16 protein-coding genes and 1 pseudogene are annotated in these 19111 nt (G+C 64.7%); 8 read left to right on the top strand and 9 right to left on the bottom strand.

Going from position 1 to position 19111, the window contains the following annotated elements; translation table 11 throughout:
• Positions 1-42: 42 nt before the first annotated feature.
• Both B2790_RS17855 and B2790_RS17860 read right to left on the bottom strand, forming a co-directional pair.
• Positions 43-963 carry a LysR family transcriptional regulator gene (locus B2790_RS17855; protein ID WP_286919371.1) on the bottom strand — a complete coding sequence of 307 codons (921 nt, stop codon included), beginning with the start codon at positions 961-963 and terminating at the stop codon, positions 43-45.
• Between the two features lie 41 nt (positions 964-1004).
• A complete protein-coding gene (locus tag B2790_RS17860) occupies positions 1005-1979 on the bottom strand; it encodes a quinone oxidoreductase family protein (protein WP_286919372.1) in 975 nt (324 codons plus the stop codon).
• A gap of 286 nt (positions 1980-2265) precedes the next feature.
• Here B2790_RS17860 and B2790_RS17865 point away from each other — a divergent pair, with 286 nt between their 5' ends.
• Complete coding sequence (locus tag B2790_RS17865) at positions 2266-3174, top strand: LysR family transcriptional regulator (RefSeq protein WP_286919373.1); 909 nt, start codon at positions 2266-2268, stop codon at positions 3172-3174.
• Here the strand turns inward: B2790_RS17865 and B2790_RS17870 are convergent, their stop codons facing one another.
• A complete protein-coding gene (locus B2790_RS17870; protein WP_286919374.1) occupies positions 3175-3693 on the bottom strand; it encodes a DMT family transporter in 519 nt (172 codons plus the stop codon).
• A gap of 202 nt (positions 3694-3895) precedes the next feature.
• Between B2790_RS17870 and B2790_RS17875 the strand changes: the two genes are divergently transcribed.
• Positions 3896-4660, top strand: coding sequence for a hypothetical protein (locus B2790_RS17875; RefSeq protein WP_286919375.1), 765 nt, complete (start codon positions 3896-3898; stop codon positions 4658-4660).
• Between the two features lie 4 nt (positions 4661-4664).
• On the opposite strand, the gene B2790_RS17880 is transcribed toward B2790_RS17875, so the two are convergent.
• Positions 4665-5246 (bottom strand): hypothetical protein, encoded by a 582-nt coding sequence (locus B2790_RS17880; RefSeq protein WP_286919376.1) that lies wholly within the window; start codon positions 5244-5246, stop codon positions 4665-4667.
• Between the two features lie 225 nt (positions 5247-5471).
• Between B2790_RS17880 and B2790_RS17885 the strand changes: the two genes are divergently transcribed.
• Complete coding sequence (locus B2790_RS17885) at positions 5472-7604, top strand: TonB-dependent receptor (protein WP_178080890.1); 2133 nt, start codon at positions 5472-5474, stop codon at positions 7602-7604.
• Between the two features lie 387 nt (positions 7605-7991).
• On the top strand, positions 7992-8291 hold the full coding sequence (locus B2790_RS17890) for a hypothetical protein (protein WP_286919377.1): 300 nt from the start codon (positions 7992-7994) through the stop codon (positions 8289-8291).
• Positions 8292-8308: 17 nt separating this feature from the next.
• On the opposite strand, the pseudogene B2790_RS17895 reads toward B2790_RS17890, so the two are convergent.
• Positions 8309-9120: pseudogene (locus B2790_RS17895) on the bottom strand (class I SAM-dependent methyltransferase).
• A 351-nt stretch (positions 9121-9471) separates the two neighbouring features.
• Positions 9472-11658: an OsmC domain/YcaO domain-containing protein gene (locus B2790_RS17900; protein ID WP_286919378.1), complete on the bottom strand. Its 2187-nt coding sequence runs from the start codon at positions 11656-11658 to the stop codon at positions 9472-9474.
• Positions 11659-12005: 347 nt separating this feature from the next.
• Here B2790_RS17900 and B2790_RS17905 point away from each other — a divergent pair, with 347 nt between their 5' ends.
• The 4 genes from B2790_RS17905 to B2790_RS17920 all read left to right on the top strand — a co-directional run bounded on the left by B2790_RS17905 (position 12006) and on the right by B2790_RS17920 (position 17237).
• Positions 12006-12461, top strand: a complete 456-nt coding sequence (locus tag B2790_RS17905) for a (2Fe-2S)-binding protein (protein WP_003259224.1) — start codon at positions 12006-12008, stop codon at positions 12459-12461.
• The gene (locus tag B2790_RS17910; RefSeq protein ID WP_286919379.1) at positions 12461-14710 is read left to right on the top strand and encodes a xanthine dehydrogenase family protein molybdopterin-binding subunit; all 2250 of its coding nucleotides are present in this window, start codon (positions 12461-12463) and stop codon (positions 14708-14710) included. Before B2790_RS17905 ends, B2790_RS17910 begins: the two co-directional genes overlap by 1 nt.
• Before the next feature lie 17 nt (positions 14711-14727).
• Positions 14728-16071, top strand: coding sequence for a c-type cytochrome (locus B2790_RS17915; RefSeq protein WP_286919380.1), 1344 nt, complete (start codon positions 14728-14730; stop codon positions 16069-16071).
• A 146-nt stretch (positions 16072-16217) separates the two neighbouring features.
• Positions 16218-17237 (top strand): XdhC family protein, encoded by a 1020-nt coding sequence (locus B2790_RS17920; protein ID WP_286919381.1) that lies wholly within the window; start codon positions 16218-16220, stop codon positions 17235-17237.
• Positions 17238-17258: 21 nt separating this feature from the next.
• On the opposite strand, the gene B2790_RS17925 is transcribed toward B2790_RS17920, so the two are convergent.
• From B2790_RS17925 to B2790_RS17935, 3 genes are all read right to left on the bottom strand, one after another.
• A complete protein-coding gene (locus tag B2790_RS17925) occupies positions 17259-18047 on the bottom strand; it encodes a substrate-binding periplasmic protein (protein ID WP_085665657.1) in 789 nt (262 codons plus the stop codon).
• 166 nt (positions 18048-18213) lie between these two features.
• On the bottom strand, positions 18214-18855 hold the full coding sequence (locus tag B2790_RS17930; RefSeq protein ID WP_025338811.1) for a LysE family translocator: 642 nt from the start codon (positions 18853-18855) through the stop codon (positions 18214-18216).
• A 50-nt stretch (positions 18856-18905) separates the two neighbouring features.
• Complete coding sequence (locus tag B2790_RS17935) at positions 18906-19106, bottom strand: DUF1289 domain-containing protein (protein WP_012271937.1); 201 nt, start codon at positions 19104-19106, stop codon at positions 18906-18908.
• Positions 19107-19111 lie beyond the last annotated feature (5 nt).

Raw genomic sequence — 19111 nt, forward strand, 5'->3', positions numbered from 1 at the left:
CTCCCACAGGGTCCCTGCTAATTCAATTAGTTATGTGCAATTCTATAGCCGCCATGGTGCGCCGGCCTCGAAGCGTGCTTCCAGCCACGCCTTGAAAGCCACCAGGGCGGCAGTGTTGAGGCGCGCGGTCGGCCTTACCAGGTAAATGCCCGCCGCCACATCCAGTTGCCATTGCGGCAGCACCCGCACCAAGCGCCCGGCGGCGAGGTCCTCGCCCATCAGCCAGTCCCCTCCCGCCAGGATGCCAACGCCACGCCGCGCCGCCTCCAGCAGGGCTTCGTTGTCGTTGCTGCGCAGGTTGCCGGCAACCTTGACACTCACCTGTCGCCCACCACTCATCAGCCGCCATTCAGGAAAGCTTCGCAAGCCACTGAAACCCAAGCAATTGTGCCCAGCAAGATCCTCCGGTTGCCCAGGTGCGCCATGCTGGGCCAGGTACTCGGGCGACGCACACAGGATGCGCAGGTGATCACAAAGCTTCCTGGCCACCAGGCGGTTGTCAGCCAGCTCGCCAATGCGGATGGCGGCGTCGAAACCCTCGCCGATCAGGTCGACGAAACGATCGGCATACTCGGCCTCCACCATCACCTGCGGGTAGGCCAGCACGAAATCGGCCAGCATCCCGCTCAACCAGCGCCGGCCCATGGCTGCCGGCAATGCCAGGCGCAGGCGCCCACGCACTGTCGCCGCCCCTTCGGCCGCTTCCTGTTCGGCTTCGGCGATCAGCCGGTTGGCCTCGCGCACCTTGGCCACCAGCCGCTCGCCTTCATCGGTAAAGCGCAGTTGCCGCGTGCTGCGCTCCACCAGGCGAATGCCCAGGCGCACCTCCAGTGCACTCAGGCGCTTCGACAGCACCGTGGGGTGGCGCTCCAGCTGCCGCCCGGCAGCGGCAAACGAGCCCTGCTCGTGCAGCGCCAGCAAGGTGGCAAGTTCATCGGCGCGGCGGCTGTCGAAGGCATCCATGGCAAGGCTCGGCACAAGGCAGTAGAGGTGGTAGTCGGCTATCAGGCAGTAAGGACCAGCGCGCCCTCCGACTGCCCTTGCTCCAGGTCCCCGTGGGCCCGGGCCGCGTCGGCCAGCGGGTAGGCACGCCAGACCCGAGGCTGGATGATACCCTCGGCGACCGCCGCCAGCACATCGACGGCGCGCTGCTGATACTCTTCGACCGTGCGGGTGTGTGCTGCCAGCGAGGGCCGGGTCAGGTACAGCGAGCCCTTGGCGTTGAGCGTGGCAACCTCGATGGCCGCCGGCGCGCCGGAGGTGCCGCCAAACGACACCAGCAAGCCACGCACCCGCAGGCTGTCCAACGAGGCTTGCAGCGATACCTTGCCGACACAGTCATAGGCCACGTCCACGCCCTGGCCCTGGGTCAGCTCGCGGACCTGGCCGGCCAAGGTTGCCGCGTCGAACACCAGCACATGGTGGCAACCCGCTGCCTGCGCCCTTGCCACACTCTGCGGGCGTGATACCACGCCGATCACCGTCGCCCCCAGGTGCCGCGCCCAGGGCGCCATCAGCTGGCCCAAGGCACCGGCGGCACCGTACAACAACATTTGGCTACCCGGGCCCACGGCATAGGTGGTCTTCAGCAGGTACTGCGCCGTGATGCCCTTGAACAGCACGGCGGCAGCGGCCTGGTCATCCAGCTGCGGCGGCAGCTTGACCAGGCGCTCGGCCGGGTACAGGCGGCCGCTGGCATAACCGCCAACCGGGCCCATGGCATAGGCGACCCGGTCGCCAACCTGCACGTCATGTACCCCTTCGCCGACGGCAGCAACCCGCCCAGCCCCTTCCAGCCCCAGCCCGGAAGGCAAGTCCAGTGGGGCACCGCCCCTGCGCTGCAACAGGTCGAGCGGGTTGACACCCATGGCCGTCTGTTCCAGCCAGACCTGGCCGGGCCCTGGGGCTTGTGCTTGCAAGTGTTCAAGCTGCATGACATCGGCGGTGCCGGTGCTGTTGAGAACGATGCGGGTAGCCATGATCGAATCCTGTTGGATGGGTGTTCGAGTCAGGCTAATCAGGCGGGGAAAGTTGAACAATCAGGCGGGATGCAGATGATTTCTGCACCCCTTGCAGCAATTCGCTCAGTGCCTCAGCACCCGGTCAGCGCTACAGGCCTACGGCCTGTCCCGGCCTCTTCGCAGCACAAGGCTGCTCCTACAGAACCTCACTAAACCAATACGTCATGTGTCGTTCTATAAAAGCGGTCTTGGGCATTTGTTAAGCTGATGAAAACTGCCAGACACAACCAAGACCATTCGCACCATGGATGAACTACGCAAGATCGACCTCAACCTGCTGCTCGCCCTGCACGCCCTGCTGAGCGAAAAGCACGTGACCCGCGCCGCCCTGCGCCTGCACCGCAGCCAACCGGCGGTAAGCCATGCCCTGGCGCAGTTGCGCAAGCACTTCGACGACCCCTTGCTGGTGCGCCAGAACGGCCGCATGGCCTTGACCGCCCGCGCCCAATCGCTGGCCAAACCACTGCACGACGCCCTGGGCAACCTCAACGGCCTGCTGGCCGCCCCACAGTTCGAACCGGCCAAGGCCCAGCGTCGCTTCAGGCTCTCGCTGTCCGACTATTCCTCGCGGATCATCCTGCCACCCCTGCTGCGCCACCTGCGCCAGGTCGCGCCCGGGGTGGACCTGGCCATCAGCCAGGCCAGCCGCGAAACCATGCTGGCCCAGTTGCTCGATGGTGAACTGGACCTGGCCCTGGGCATCTTCCCGGACCTGCCCCAGGCCATTACTGCGCAGCCGCTGTTCACCGACAGCTTCATCAGCGTTGCCGACCGCCAGGTGCTGCCGGCCAGCGGCGGCCTGGCCCTGGCCGACTGGCTGGCCCGTCCGCATGTGCTGATGGCCATGCACCCGGATGCCTTCGATGAAATCGAACGCGCCCTGGCCGCGCAAGGCCTGCGTCGGCGGATTGCCCTGGCCTTGCCGCACTGGAGTGCGGCGGTCGAGGTGCTGGCCGGCACCGACCTGATCCTGACCGTGGCCAGCCGCGCGGTGGGCTCGCTGCACCAGCACAGGACATTGCGCCAGTTCGAGCCGCCACTGGCGATTCCTTCGTTCGATTACCAGCAAGCCTGGCACAGTCGCAAGGACGACGACCCCGGGCATCGCTGGCTGCGGGAAACCGTGTGGTCGTGCAGCCAGCCGGGGCGCTGATCAGCCTTCCGGCTGTTTCACCACAGTAGTGGCACTGGCCGGCGTGCCTGCTGCCCAGGTGCCCTGCACCAGCAGCACGCCGCAGAGGATCAGCACCACACCCGCCAACCTGGCCAGGTTGAGCGGCTTGCCCCCCAACCCCATCACCCCGAAGTGGTCTGCGACCACCGCCGTGATGATCTGCCCCGCCACCACCAGCACCAGGAAACCCGCTGCGCCCAGCCTGGGGGTGAGCGCCGCGGCACCGGCCACGTACAACGCCCCGAGCACACCGCCAACCCACAGCCACCAGGGCCCCTGCAAGGCCTTGCCCATGTCCGGCGCCGGCACCCTGAGGATCAGCAGCGCGGCGATCACTACCAGCGAACTTACCGTCAATGACGTGAACGCACCCCACAACCAGTGCCCCAGCGCCCGGCCGACGGCGGCATTACCCGCAGCCTGGAACGGCAGCACGGCACCGGCAAGCAACGCCAGGGCAAAGGGAAGCACCAGAAGGCACAAGGTCTTGCTGAACATGGCTGTCCTCATTCGTGACAGATGTTCAGGCGATGATCGGAAAATTCCCTTTATCCATGGAAATCGAAAGTGTGCACGCATGCTATTCGCCGCATGGATACCAGCCAATTGGGCTAGGATGCTGCGCAGCCTCGGCCCGAGGCCTGAGCCGGCGGGTTCACGGCTTAGACCAGACCAAACCGTATGTGATGGAGCACATTCGATGACAGATGAACGTACAACCCTGATCGACCATGGGCAGTTGCCCACCCGCAACCTGGCCGAGTGCCTGGCAGTGGATCAAAGGACCTTGGTCAGTGCACTGGCAGGCCAGTTGCCCGACACGCTGATCGAACAACTGGCTACCTGCGCCGAAGAAACATGCTCGCAGGGCCTGTCAAAAAAAATCACGGGGATCGGCCTTGCCCTTGGGCAGTGGCTGGAACCCGCACCTGCGCCCCAGCGCCAGCAGGTGATGGAGCAGTGCAGCGCACACAGCTCCGATACGGTGCGCAGCTGGGCGGCCTTCGCCCAGGCGCACCTGTCGCGCACGCTCGATCTCGAAGCCGCATTGCTGGCCCAGCTGCGTTTTGCTCGCGATGAACATTTTGGTGTGCGCGAATGGGCCTGGATAGCCCTGCGCCCGCGCCTGGCTCAAGCGCTGGATGATGCCCTGGCCCTGCTTGCCCGGCATGCCGGCGACAGCAACCCACTGGTACGACGCTTCTGTATCGAGGTGCTGCGCCCACGTGGCGTCTGGTGCGAGCACATCGCCGCACTCAAGCAAGCGCCCGAAGTGGCCGAGCCACTATTGGTGCCGCGCCTGGCCGAAGCAAACAAGTATGCCCAGGACTCGGTTGCCAATTGGCTCAACGATGCCAGCAAGACTCGGCCCGATTGGGTGATGCAGCTGTTCGAACGACATCCGCCGTCATGCAAGGCATCACGGCGGATCCATGCGCGGGCAACCCGTAGCCTGCCCCAATGAATGGTCAGCGCGAGGTTTCGACGCGCAGCACTTCGGTGTAGATCGCGTCGACCGTCTGGCCGACCTTGAGGTTCTTCATGCGTGCCTGCAGGTCAGGGTTCTCGACCTTGACCACCTGCAGCTTGCCCTCCGGCGGCAACAGGCTCACCTCATGCGTCTTGAGGTCGATCTTCTTGATCTGCGAGGTCACCTTGACCTGACGGAACGCCTCGCCGCCCGGGTTGGGGTTGTCCGCCGTGGCGCGAATGGTACCGGACTCTTCAGTCGCCTTCGGTGCACCGCCCACTTCGGGATTGAGCACATAGGCCACAGCACGGGTCACGTAGATGTCGACCTGGTCCCCCACTTTGAGGTTGGGCAGCGCCTTGGCCTTTTCCGTGAGCTGGAAGGTCACATCCTTTCTGTCGTCGGGGCCTTTCACCGTGACCTGGCGGCTGGCCAGGTCGATGGCCGTGACCTGCGTGGTGACGTGGCTTTCCAGCGCCTCGCTACCAATGGGAATACCGGCAGCCTGCACCGTGAAGCTGGCGGCGGACGCCAGGGTGACAAGGGCAACAGCACGAGCGAGAGAACGAATCGGATTCATAGGCCTGCTTCCATGTGATCAAGACCGGATGGGGGCGTGAAATGCTCACGCGACAACAAGCATAGCCCTTGCCTGGCACATTGCCGGCCCTCCCCCTTGCGACGCGTTTTGTCGTTTTTTGCCACGAGCGCCCTTGCAACAGCAAATGCGAACTCTTTACACTTGCTTTACATTTACAAATCATTACTATTCGTGACCTCCAAATACAACAAAGAGTCACCTGTAATGGCAAAAAAGTCTGTTGCCCCGGCATCCATTTCCATGCTGGGCCTGCTGGTTGTGCCTGCTGTTCACGCGGCTGTCCAACCTGAATCGCAGGGTTCCCTCGCCTTGCCCGCCACTGCCGTCACCAGCGCCTACGAGCAGCAAAGCTACAAGGCCAGCGAAAGCCGCAGCGCCATGAAGATCGACGCCCCGCTGCGCGATATCCCGCAAACCGTCAACGTCGTGCCCGAAAGCGTGATCAAGGACCAGGGTGCGCAGTCCATGGAAGATGTGCTGAAGAACGTGCCCGGCGTCGGCCTGTCCAACGGCGACGGCCAGCGTGACCAGGTGACCATTCGTGGCTTCAGCGCCATTGGCGACATGTACATCGACGGCGTGCGCGACGACGCCCTGTACTTCCGTGACCTGTCCAACATCGAGCGGGTCGAGGTGATCAAGGGCCCTGCCGCCGTGCTGTATGGCCGTGGCTCTTCGGGCGGCCTGATCAACAGCATCAGCAAGAAGCCGAGCTTCACGCCCAAGCGCGAAGTCGGCATGAGCTTCGACAGCGAAGGCAAGCGCCGCACCCAGTTCGACACCGGCTGGGCCGACCCGCAAAGCAACCAGGCCTACCGCGTGACCGGCGCCTTCGAAGACAGCGACACCTTCCGCGACGATGGCTACATCGACCGCAAGGCCATCGCGCCGTCGGCCTACTTCCGCCTATCCGACGACCTGGAACTGAACCTGGGCGCCACCTATCTGTACGACAAGCGCCTGATCGACTTCGGCATCCCGGCGCTGGGCAACCGCCCGGTAGATGTGGACCGCGACAAACGCTTCGGCTCCGGCGATGCCGACCAGGACTACGCCCGCAGCGAGGTGTTCTCGCTGACTGCCAGCCTGGACTACCGCATCAACGACGACTTCACCCTGACCAACACCAGCCGGTACTACCGCTACGACCTGGACCGCAACAACACCTTGGCCGACAGCAGCCCGACGCGCTTCGTCACCGCGCCTGACGGCGAACTGCTGGTCAAGCTCAACCGTGGCAACGTCGCCCGCGACGAGTACGGCATGTTCAACCAGACCGAACTCAAGCAGCAGGCGCAGCTTGCCGGCATGCAGCACAACCTGCTGTATGGCGTGGAAGTGGGCTTCCAGGACAAGCACCAGCGGGTGCTGAGCCAGAACAACGTGGCCCAGGTGCCGGTGTATCGCGACGCCCTGGTGCCGGTGCCGGAGCACGCCGCCAACCTGTCGTCCAAGGGCACCAACTTCCAGCAGACCACCGGCCTGTATGTGCAGGACATGATCGAGTTGAACGAGCACTGGAAGGCCCTGGTCGGCGTGCGTTATGACATCTTTGGCCAGGAGTACGACGACGACCGCGCGCAGAACGTAGACCTCGACCGTACCGACAAGACCTGGAGCCCACGTGCCGGCCTGGTCTACCAGCCGGACAACATCCAGTCCTACTATGTGTCGGTCAGCCGCAGCTACCAGCCTTCGGGCGAAGTATTCGCGGTCAGCCCGACCAACCAGCACCTGGAGCCGGAAGAAACCACCAACTACGAAATCGGCGCCAAGTGGGACCTGCTCGACAGCCGCCTGTCGCTGACCGCAGCGGTATTCCGCCTCGAGCGCACCAACATGAAGACCGCCGACCCGGCCAACCCCAACCTGACCGTGCTGGCCGGCGAGCAGCGTACCGACGGCTTCGAGGCCACCGTCAGCGGGCAGCTCACGGACAAGTGGCAGATCTACGCCGGCTACGCCTACCTGGATGCCGAGATCACCAAGTCCAACAGCAAGACCAACGGCGTTGCCAACGAAGGCCAGACCCCTACCCTGACGCCGCGTAACAGCGCCAACGTCTGGCTGGTGCGTACCCTGACCCCGGAATGGCGCGTGGCCGCCGGCGCCAACTACGTCGACGAGCGCTACACCGCACTCGACAACGTGGTGGTGATGCCGGGCTACACCACCTTCGACGCCGCGCTGCTGTACAGCGTGCCGCAGTGGGATGCCGCGCTGCGCCTGAAGAACGTGTTCGACCGTGACTACTATGCCTCCGCGCACGGTTCGGTGGACCTGATCACCCCGGGTGCACCGCGTACGCTGGAAGCCAGCTTCAACTACCGCTTCTGATCGCTACGCCCGCGGGGGCCTTGCCTTGGCGCAAGCCCCCCGCTGCATCTGGTGCAACGCAAGAGTTCATCGCTTCGCTTGAATGCAATATCCTGCGCAGTGTATGGCACCGGCTTTGCCAGTGTTCGCGGGTTTACCCTCATTCCGGTCAGTTAAGGTTTGCCGGCTTGATTGGGGCTGCTTTGCAGCCCTTCGCGGGCTTGCCCGCTCCCACAGGTTTGGTGCAAGGCTCAGAAAATGCGCAGTTCCTGTGGGAGCGGGCAAGCCCGCGAAGGGCCGCAAAGCGGCCCCAATTTGCTTAACTGACCGGCATTAGGGTTAGCCCGCTCCACAGGGGCAGCACCTTGCTTACGTTTGCAAAGTCCTGCCCCTCGGTAAGGAGAGCATATGAGCAGTAAACCGATTCGCCCCTACACGTCCTGGGCGCTGACCACCCTGCTCGCCTTCAGCCTGGCATTCACCGCCGGCTGCTCCAGCAAAGCCAGCAAGGCCAGGTACGCGACGCCCGCAACGGGCTCCAACTGCTTCGCCAAAGCCGTCCCCACCACCGGCGAAGGCGGCCTCGCGTGGGGCAATACGCTGAGCATTGCCCGGCAGAAATCGCTGAACAACTGCGTGCGTTATGCAAGCCGGTCAGGGGGCACACCGAAGACTTGCCAGGTGGTGATGGCCAAGTGCAAGAACTGAGCGTTTGGCCCGTGGGCTCAACCTCGAATGATCACCACTTCAAGGTACTCACTCGGCACCACCAACGACGACGCGCCGCCCACATTGCTTTCATTCAACAGTTGCGCCAGATCCCGCTCCAGCGCCCCGGCCGCCTCCGGCTCCAGCGAGGCAAACGCTTTGTGCACCGGCCCATACCAGGTGCGGAACACCTCGATGAAATGCGCCGCCGAGCGATAGCGGAAGTTGAAGTGCTGGCGGCTGACCTTCAATTCGCCCAGCGCCCCTTGAACATCACGCGCAACTGTTCTTCATCACCCCAGCGTGAAGGCGGCAGAGCCCCGGCTGGTGGCGGTACATGCCGCCCGAGGGTCTTGAACATCTGCCCGACGAACCCTTGCGGGGTCCAGTTGGCCAGGCCGATCCGACCACCGGGCCGGCACACCCGGCCCAGTTCACGCGCGGCCTGGGCCTGGTCGGGCGCGAACATCACGCCGAAGGTGGACAGCACCGCATCGAAGGTGCCATCGGCAAATGGCAGCGCTTCGGCATCGGCAGTCTGGAACACCACATTGAGGTGCTCGGCCCGCGCACGTTCTTCACCGCGCTTGAGCAGCTCGGGCACATAGTCGGTGGAGGTGACACGGCAGCCGCGCCGGGCAGCAGCCAGGGTGGCATTGCCGTTGCCGGCGGCGACATCCAGCACCTGCTCGTCCCAGCGCAGGTCACAGGCTTCGGCCAGGCGCTCGCCAACCAGTTGCAGGGTGGTGCCGATTACCGCGTAGTCGCCACTGGCCCACGCGGCTTGCTGACGGGCTTTGAGGGCATTGGTATCCAAAGGGGTGCTCATGGTCTGCGCCTTCTTGTTGTGCGCGGCCGAGGTCCTTCTGGCGGTCAACGCGCCATGGATCGAGGGGATGGGAGCAAAACGCTACGCGCCTGGCAGGCGAAGCGGCAAGAAATAATAAGCGGTGAAACAAGATCGATTTGGTGTAAACACCAGAGATAAAAGGCATATGAGCTCTATTGGCTCATGCTACCCCTGTGGGAGCGGCCTTGTGTCGCGAAAGGGCCGCACAGCGGCCCCCAGCAATATTCGCGTTACCGCAGAAATCCTGGGGCTGCTACGCAGCCCTTTCGCGACACAAGGCCGCTCCCACAAGGCCGTGCGTTCTGCGGGGGAAAGAATACCTGTCAGATATCAGGCGAACTTGGCCCGGGCCGCGTGCAGCTTCTTGTAGCTTTCGATCAGGCGCAGATGGCGATCGAGGCCTTCGAGCTTCATGCTGGTCGGGGTCAGGCCATGGAAGCGCACGCTGCCGTCCACCGAACCCAGCACCGCGTCCATGCGCGGGTTACCGAACATGCGGCGGAAGTTGGCTTCGTAGTCGTCCATTTCCAGTTCTTCATCCAGCTGCACCTCCAGCACCACGTTCAGCGCCTGGTAGAACAGGCCGCGCTCGACAGTGTTGTCGTTGAACTGCAGGAACGCCTCGACCAGTTCCTTGGCGTCCTCGAAGCGCTGTACCGCCAGGCAGATCAGCAGCTTCAACTCGAGAATCGTCAGCTGGCCCCACACCGTGTTCTCGTCGAACTCCACGCCGATCAGCGTGGTGATGGTGGTGTAGTCATCCACATCGCAGTTGTCCAGGCGCTTGAGCAGCAGCTTGAGGGAACGGTTGTCCAGGCTGTGCAGGTTGAGGATGTCGGCGCGGAACGACAAGGCGCGGTTGGTGTTGTCCCAGATCAGGTCCTCGACCGGGTAGATCTCCGAATAACCCGGCACCAGGATGCGGCAGGCGGTGGCGCCAAGGTTGTCGTACACCGCCATGTACACTTCCTTGCCCAGGTCCTCGAGGATGCCGAACAGGGTCGCGGCTTCCTGCACATTGGAGTCCTCGCCGTGGCCGGAGAAGTCCCACTCGACGAACTCGAAGTCGGCCTTGGCACTGAAGAAGCGCCACGACACCACGCCACTGGAGTCGATGAAGTGCTCGACGAAGTTGTTCGGCTCGGTCAGCGCGTGGCTTTCGAAGGTCGGTTGCGGCAGGTCGTTCAAGCCTTCGAAGCTGCGGCCCTGCAGCAGTTCGGTGAGGCTGCGCTCCAGCGCCACTTCCAGGCTTGGGTGGGCGCCGAACGAAGCGAACACGCCGCCAGTGCGCGGATTCATCAAGGTCACGCACATCACCGGGAACTCGCCACCCAGCGACGCATCCTTGACCAGCACCGGGAAGCCCTGCTCTTCCAGGCCCTGGATGCCGGCGACGATGGCCGGGTACTTGGCCAGTACCTCCTGCGGCACATCCGGCAGGCACAGCTCGCCTTCGAGGATTTCGCGCTTCACGGCACGCTCGAAGATTTCCGACAGGCACTGCACCTGCGCCTCGGCGAGGGTGTTGCCGGCGCTCATGCCGTTGCTGAGGAACAGGTTCTCGATCAGGTTGGACGGGAAGTACACCACCTGCTGGTCGGACTGACGCACGAACGGCAACGAACAGATGCCGCGCGCGGTGTTGCCCGAGTTGGTGTCGTACAGGTGCGAGCCACGCAGCTCGCCGTCCGGGTTGTAGATTGCCAGGCAGTGCTCATCGAGGATCTCGGCCGGCAGCGCATCGCGCGGGCCGGGTTTGAACCACTGCTCGTTCGGGTAGTGCACGAACGGCGCGTTGGCCAGGTCCTCGCCCCAAAACTGGTCGTTATAGAAGAAGTTGCAGTTCAGCCGCTCGATGAACTCGCCCAGCGCCGAGGCCAGTGCGGCCTCCTTGGTCGCGCCCTTGCCGTTGGTGAAGCACATCGGCGACTGGGCGTCGCGCACATGCAGCGACCACACGTTGGGCACGATGTTGCGCCACGAGGCGATCTCGATCTTCATCCCCAGCCCGGCGAGGATGCCCGACATGTTGGCGATGGTCTGCTCCAGCGGCAGGTCCTTGCCGGGGATGTAGGTGCTGGTGTCCGCCACCGGCATCAGCAAGCCCTGGGCATCGGCATCGAGGTTGTCGACCACTTCGATCACGAACTCGGGGCCGGTCTGCACCACCTTCTTCACCGTGCAGCGGTCGATGGAGCGCAGGATGCCTTGGCGGTCCTTCTCGGAAATGTCCTCGGGCAGTTCGACCTGGATCTTGAAGACCTGGTTGTAGCGGTTTTCCGGGTCGACGATGTTGTTCTGCGACAGGCGAATGTTTTCGGTAGGAATGTCGCGGGTCTGGCAATACAACTTGACGAAGTAAGCCGCGCACAAGGCCGAAGACGCCAGGAAATAGTCGAACGGCCCCGGGGCCGAGCCATCACCCTTGTAGCGGATCGGTTGGTCGGCGATCACCGTGAAGTCGTCGAACTTGGCTTCGAGACGGAGATTGTCGAGAAAATTGACCTTGATTTCCATGCGGGATTACCGTGATTTAAGCGTGCAAAACGAAATTGGCCGGCATTATCCGGGTTTTTCTGCCGGAAGTCCTGTTTGCCTGTACCGGCCTTATCGCCGGCAAGCCAGCTCCCACAGGAACTGCACATGACTTGCGGTCGATACGGCCGAGGTGGGAGCCGGCTTGCCGGCGATAGGGCCGGTACAAGCTTGCGCATTTCACCGAATTGCTTGCCTGATCCTCTGAACCTGCCCCCGCCAGCAGACCAGCGGTCACCCCGCTGTGCTAGCGTTTCTGCACTGGGGAGCACCGTATTCCCCGATCAGAAGAAACCAAGCGACAGCAACCGTTGACGGGCAGGTGAACCATGGAACTACGCATCAACCAGAAGACCTACCAGGTCGAGGCAGACGCCGACACGCCCCTGCTGTGGGTGATCCGCGATGACCTGGGGCTGACCGGCACCAAGTATGGCTGCGGCCTGGCCCAGTGCGGCGCCTGTTCGGTGCTGGTGGACGGCAACGTGGTGCGCGCCTGCGTCACCCCGGTGGCCGGCGTGGTCGGGCGCGAGGTGACCACCATCGAGGCGATCGAGGCCGATGCCGTCGGCAAACGGGTGGTCGCGGCCTGGGTCGAGCACCAGGTGGCCCAGTGCGGCTACTGCCAATCCGGCCAGGTAATGGCGGCCACGGCGCTGCTCAAGCACACGCCCAAACCCAGTGACGCGCAGATCGAGGCAGCCATGGTCAACCTGTGCCGCTGCGGCACCTACAACGCCATCCATGCCGCCGTGCATGAGCTGGCCCAAGGGGAGAAGGCCTGATGAACACACCTGTCGATACCCCCGCCGAACTGCTCAAGCTGCAACTGGGCGAAACAGTCAACCTGTCGCGTCGGCGCTTTCTTGCCGGCACGGCTGTCGGTGCCCTGGTGCTGGGTTTCGGCCTGCCCATGGGGTCGGCCCGCGTGCAGGCAGCCGCCGCAGCAACCCCGGAGCGCGGCACCCAGGTGCCGGCGTTTCTGGAGATCCGCCCGGACGGCAAAGTGCGCCTGCTCAGCCCGTTCATGGAAGGTGGCCAAGGCCCCTTCACCGCCATGGCGCAGATCGTTGGTGAAGAGCTGGACGTCGACCCGGCCAATTTTGTGGTCGACAGCGCGCCGCCCGGCGAAGCCTATGTAGTGATGGAAAATGGCATGCGCATCACCGGCGGCAGCATGTCGGTGCGCATGAGCTACCCGACCATGCGCCGCCTGGGCGCCCTCGCCCGGGCCATGCTGCTGCAGGCGGGCGCCGAGCAGCTGGGCGTGCCGGTCGAAGAGCTCTCCACCACGCCGGGCCACGTGGTACATACCACGACTGGCCGCTCCATCCCCTACGGTGAACTGGCCGGGCGGGCCATGGACCTGCCGGTGCCGGACCCGGCCAGCGTCAAGCTGCGCGACCCCAGCCAGTTTCGCTGGATCGGCAAGCCGGTACGTCGCCTGGATGCCTACGACAAGTCCACCGGCAAGGCTGTGTACAGCATCGATATCAAGGTCGACGGCATGCTCCACGCTGCCGTGCAGCACGCGCCGCGCCTGGGCATGACCGTCGGCAGCCTGCGCAATGAAGACCAGGTCAAGGCCATGAAGGGCGTGCATTCGGTGCATCAGCTGCCGGGTGCCGTGGCCGTGGTTGCCGAACGCTGGTGGCACGCCAAGCGCGCGGTCGAAGCCATTCAGGTGGACTGGAAGGAGCCCGCGGCCGACAGCCCGGTACGGCCAATGCCGGCCGACTTCTCCAGCGATGGCTGGCGCGAGCACCTGGCCACGGTCACGGGCCCGGCGCGCGACGACGAAAACCAGGGCGATGTGGCCGGCATGCTGGCCAGTGCCAAGACCCGGATCGAGGCAACCTACCACAACCAGTACCTCAACCACGCCCAGCTGGAGCCGCCGTCGGCACTGGCGCGCTTCAACCCGGACGGCACCCTGGAGGTGTGGCTGCCCAACCAGGCGCCGGACATGTTCCGTGACGACATTGCCAAGCGCACCGGCCTGGCCCCGGCGCAGATTACCCTGCATTCACCGTTGCTGGGCGGTTTCTTTGGCCGCCACTTCCTGTACGACTCGGCCAACCCCTACCCACAGGCCATTGCCTTGGCCAAGGCGGTCGGCCGGCCGGTGAAACTCATCTGGAGCCGCGAAGAGGAGTTCCTCCGCGATGTGCTGCGCCCGGTCGCCGTGGTGAAGTTCCGCGCCGGGCTGGATGCCGACGGCCTGCCGGTGGCCCTCGAAGCCGTGAGCGCCACCGAAGGCCCGACCGAAGCCATCGCCGGCAAGCAAGGCGAAAAAATCGACCCGACCGCGCTCGAAGGGTTGTCGGGCAAGTCCTACGCCATCGCCAACAAGCGCATCGCGCAGATCTACGTGAAAGGCCCGGCCATGCTCGGCTACTGGCGCTCGGTGGGCAACTCGCTGAACGACTTCTTCTATGAATCGTTCCTAGACGAGTTGGCCGACAAAGGCGGCAAGGACCCGTTCGAACTGCGCCTGCACCTGCTGCGCGACAACCAGCGCCTGACCAACCTGTTGCAGGCCGTCGCCGAACTGTCCGGCGGCTGGAAACGTGGGCCGTTCACTGCCGAGGATGGCAGCAAGCGAGCGCGCGGCGTGGCCATGGCCTCGCCGTTCGGCTCGGAGGCAGCGGTCATTGCCGAGGTGTCGATCGAGAACGGCCAGGTCAAGGTGCACGACATCTGGCAGGCCATCGACCCGGGCAGCATCGTCAACCCGGCGATCATCGAGCACCAGGTCAACGGCGCCGTCGCCCTAGGCCTGTCGCAGACACTGCTGGAAGAAGCGGTATACGTGGATGGCAAGCCGCGCGCGCGCAACTACGACCTGTACCCGATCCTGCCGCCGTCGCGCATGGCCAGGGTGCATGTACGCATTGTCGAAAGCGGGGCGAAGATGGGCGGCATCGGCGAGCCACCGTTGCCCGCGGTGGCACCGGCGGTGGCCAACGCAGTCGCACAGTTGACCGGCCAGCGCGTGCGCAGCCTGCCATTGAGCCGCCATACCTTCAGCTGAGCACACAAGGACGCCCCATGACCCACCGTTTCGCAAGAACCGCTGGCTGGCTGGCGCTGCCGTGCCTGGTCGCGGCAGGCCTGCTGGCCTGGTACGTCACCCGCGAGCCCGCCTCGCCATTTGCCGATGCGCAGGCCACCACTGCCGACCCGGCGCTGGTCAGCCGTGGCGAGTACGTGGCCCGACTCAGCGACTGCGTGGCCTGCCACAGCCTGCCGGACGGCAAACCGTTCGCCGGCGGGCTGGAAATGGCCACCCCGCTGGGGGCGATCCACGCCACCAACATCACCCCCGACCGCGACACCGGCATCGGTGGCTACAGCCTGGCCGACTTCGACCGTGCCCTGCGCCAGGGCGTCGCGCCCGGTGGCCGGCGGCTGTACCCGGCCATGCCCTACCCGTCCTACGCCAAGCTCAGCGATGACGATGTAAAGGCGTTGTACGCCTTCTTCATGCACCGCGTGCAACCCGTGCAGCAAGCCAACCTTGCCAGCGACATTCCCTGGCCGCTGAACTGGCGTTGGCCCATTGCCATGTGGAACGGCCTGTTCGCCGCCACCACGCCATACGCCGACCAGGCCGGGCAGGATGCCCAGTGGAACCGCGGCGCCTACATCGTCCAGGGCCCTGGCCACTGTGGCAGCTGCCATACGCCACGCGGCCTGGCCTTCAACGAAAAGGCCCTGGATGACAGCGGCAAGCCGTTCCTCGCTGGTGCCCTGCTCGATGGCTGGTATGCACCGAGCCTGCGTGCCGACCCTAACACCGGGCTGGGGCGCTGGAGCGAGGCCGAGATCGCGCAGTTCCTCAAGACCGGGCGCAACCGGCATGCGGTGGTATTCGGCTCGATGACCGAGGCATTCAACAACTCCACGCAGTTCATGAGTGACGACGACCTGGCCGCCATCGCCCGCTACCTGAAGTCGCTGCCCGGCGACCCGCAACGCGACGGTGAGCCGTGGCAGTACCAGGCCGAAACGACGGCGGCGCGGCTCGACAGCCCTGGGGCGCATACCTATGTAACCCGCTGTGCGTCGTGCCACGGCCTGGACGGCAAGGGCCAGGCCGAATGGATGCCGCCTTTGGCCGGCGCTACTTCGGCACTGGCCAAGGAAGACGCCTCGGCGATCAATATCACCCTCAATGGTTCGCAGCGGGTGGTGACGGCCGGGTTGCCCGATGCCTATCGCATGCCGGCCTTCCGTGAGCAGTTGAGTGACCAGGAAATTGCTGATGTGCTGGGTTTCGTGCGCAGTGCCTGGGGGAACAATGGTGGCGCGGTGAATGCGCAGGCGGTGGGCAAGTTGCGTGGGGATACCGACCCGGCCAGCAGTAGCCCGATCATTTTGCACATGCGCTGAAATGGGTAGTGCTTGTACCGGCCTCTTCGCGGGCACGCCCGCTCCCACAGGTATGGCGCCGCCCTTCAGGACTGTGGGGTCCCTGTGGGAGCGGGCAAGCCCGCGAAGAGGCCGGCACAGCCAACATCAGATTCAATGGAGTACCCATGGAAAGCATCGACCTGCTGGTCCTGCGCACCACCCGAGACTGGCTCGCCGCCGGCCACCGCACCCTGCTCGCCACGGTCGCCCGCACCTGGGGCTCCTCCCCCCGCCCGGTGGGCTCGATGATGGCCCTGCGCAGCGACGGCCGTGTGGTTGGCAGTGTCTCTGGCGGCTGCATCGAGGACGACCTCATTCACCGCTACACCAGTGCCTACGGCGGCCCCGGCATGCCCGGCGGCCTGCCCCAGGTGGTGCGCTATGGCGTCAGCGCCGACGAGGCCCACCGCTTCGGCCTGCCCTGTGGCGGCACCCTCGAACTGGTGCTGGAATTCGCCCCGTCGCTGCCGCACCTCGAGCAACTGCTCGCCGGCCTCGACGGCGGCAATCTGGTACGCCGTGGGCTTGACCTGTGCAGCGGCGAGGCCAGCCTCACCGCCACCACCACGCCCGAACTGTTCAGCTTCGATGGCCAGCACATGCTCAGCACCCTCGGCCCCGGCTACCGCCTGCTGCTGATCGGTGCCGGCGCGCTGGCCGAATACCTGGCGACCATGGCCCTGTTCAATGGCTTCAGCGTTTCACTGTGCGACCCGCGCCCCGAGTACACGGCAGGCTGGAACGTTGCCGGCGTCAACCACCTGGCCGGCATGCCGGACGACGTGGTCCGCGCCTTCGCCCCAGACCTGCGCAGCGCCATCGTCGCCGTCAGCCACGACCCCAAGCTGGACGACCTGGCCCTGCTCGAAGCCCTGCACAGCCCGGCGTTCTATATCGGTGCCATCGGCTCACGGCGCAACAGCCAGCTGCGCCGCGAGCGGCTGATCGAACACTTTGGCGAAAGCGAAGTGTCGTTGCAGCGCCTGCACGGCCCTATCGGCATTTATATCGGTAGCAAGACCCCGGCCGAAATTGCCGTCAGCGTCATGGCCGAGATCCTCGCAGCAAAGAACGATGTCACCCTGCCCGGCGCAGTCAGCGTGACCCGGGCCAAGGAAGCCGAGCAACTGGCCCGGTCCCTGTAGGAGCGCATACCAGGCTGCTATTTATTGCCAACGCTCCAGGTTTTGCTGCAACAGCTGCTCCGGCAACGCCCCGGCAACGATCTTTTCCATCTCCCTCGCCAGCGCCTCACGCAGCTTCGGCTGGTTGCAGGGCGAGTCATGCGACAGCGCCAGGTACAGCCCTTCGCTGGATATCGGTGGCTCCAGCACCTGCAAAGTGTCGGCAATCCCCAATGTGCGCGCCAGCGCCAAGCCGGGATACTGCTCGTACACCACATAATCGCTGCGCTTGTGCATCAACTTCTCGAATGCCTGCCTGGCACCGGGTACCGCTTCGAGGGTGAGGTTGGTCCTGGCGTAGTCGTCGAACTGCTGGCCGTGGCTGTTGTTGACCAGCGTGCCGCCTTTGCGCCCCTTCAGGTCGGCCCATTGCCGGTAGGCAAAGGTATTGTCCTGGCGCACCCAGACAACACTTGGAGTATGCAGGAATGCCGGGGCAATGAAGTCCATCTGTTGCCGGCGGGCCTCGGTCAGGAAATACCCAGCCATCAAATCGATCCGGCCCGTGCGCACTTCTTCCTGGGCGCGCGACCACGGCCCGCCGTAGACCACCTCGATTTCCAGCCCCAGCTGCTTGCCCAGGTACTTGAGCAGGTCGGCATTGGCACCGATCAGTTGCTGGGGGTTCTGCGGGTCGCGCCACAGGTAGGGGGGGTATTCCGGGTTGCCGGTGGCAGTCAGCCGCCGGCATTCCTCATGCGCTACCGCCGCCAGCGGCAGCAGCAGGCACGGCAGCAGCAACAAGGCGTGGCGAAAGCAGCGCTCGATCATCGACAACCCTCGGCACATGTGACATCCGCAGACCCGGAGCGGTGGCCAAAGGCTGCCACATCCTGTGGTCGACTGCAGCACCCATCTGTGCGTGCTGTAGACAGTCTGGACCATGTATGGCCATCAGGTTAGCCTTTTATCGGCCAGAAGGAGCGGCCCTCGTACTTCAGGCCCCCTGCCGGCGCATCGCCAGGATCGCCGCGCCAAAACCGATGAAGGTAGTGCCCACCACCCGGCTGACCCAGCGCGACAGCGACGGCCGGGTCAGCACGCCCTTGGCCCGCGCTGCCAGCGCGGCATACAGGCTCAGCGAAACCAGCGACAACGCCACGAATATCCCGGTCAGGATCAGGAACTGCGGCAGCAGCGCCGCCCCCTGGTCGATGAACTGCGGGAACAGTGCGGTGAAGAACATGGTCGCCTTGGGGTTGGTCACTGCCGTGAGGAAGGCTGACTTGTAGAGCTTCAGCGGCGTGGGCCGGACCTTGGCCACACCCTCTGCGGCGCCCTGCGCCAGCATCGGGCTCTTTTTCAGCAATTGCCGCGCCCCCAGGTAGAACAGGTAGCCCGCCCCCAGGATCTTCACGGCGTTGAACAGCATTTCGGAACTGGCCAGCAGCGCGCCCAAGCCCAGCATGGCCGCAGCAGAAAGGCAGAACAGGCCCGAACCATTGCCCAGCGACGACCAGATCGCGCTGCGCTGGCCATGGGCCAGGCTGTTGTTGATGGCCATCAGGGTGGCAGGGCCGGGGCTGGCGATCGCGATGGCAGCGACCAGGGTAAAGGCAAACAGCGAGTGAGAATCCATTTTCAGGCTCGTCAAACAATCAGGAAAGGCCGCGCACAGGGTGCGCAGGTTCAGTCGGCATTCTGCCGCTTGGCCGCCTTCTTGGCGATAGCCTTCATCCGCGTTGCCGCCCGCTGTACGGTGGCCATCTTCTCGGGGCGCTTCATGCCCCGCCATTTACGGATTTCGTCACGGGTGCGGCCACAGCTCACGCACAGCTCGCTATTGAGCTGGCACAGCGAGACGCAAGGGTTGTCGATGTCTTTGGCCATGCCGC

It is taken from the genome of Pseudomonas sp. UBA6753 (assembly GCF_002453565.1).
GTDB lineage: Bacteria > Pseudomonadota > Gammaproteobacteria > Pseudomonadales > Pseudomonadaceae > Aquipseudomonas > Aquipseudomonas putida_Z.